Source organism: Sporomusa sp. GT1, assembly GCF_014634905.1.
GTDB classification, from domain to species: Bacteria; Bacillota; Negativicutes; order Sporomusales; family Sporomusaceae; genus Sporomusa; species Sporomusa sphaeroides.
On record NZ_BMBX01000086.1, the window covers coordinates 1 to 320 of the forward strand.

Genomic DNA, 320 nt, shown 5'->3' on the forward strand with positions numbered 1-320 from the left:
CAAATCATTAAGAGGTCGGAGTCAGGATTGCCATAGCCTTCTTCTGATACAATCACGGCATCGGCACCCAGCATGGTCGCCAGTTTTACCGTATAATCGGAGGCACGCACCTTCCCGGCCAGGGTCGTGTGTTCAGGTACCATAATGACCCCTAAGAAATTAATTTCCTTGCCATGCTGGGCGTACAGGTCATAGATCACGGAATTATTTTGGTGCTGGTATGTCGTAATCTTATCGCAGGCGGCAACACAGTTGCCGCTGACTACCGCGCCATCCAATTCCTCATTGGGATGAAGCAGGGTCGGCAGGATATTGGCCTG

General features: G+C 51.2%; 1 protein-coding gene. It reads right to left on the reverse strand.

Annotated features, from left to right (window positions below):
- A partial coding sequence (locus GT1_RS21950) for a glycine/sarcosine/betaine reductase component B subunit (RefSeq protein WP_223226449.1) occupies positions 1-320 on the reverse strand: 320 nt, incomplete at both ends.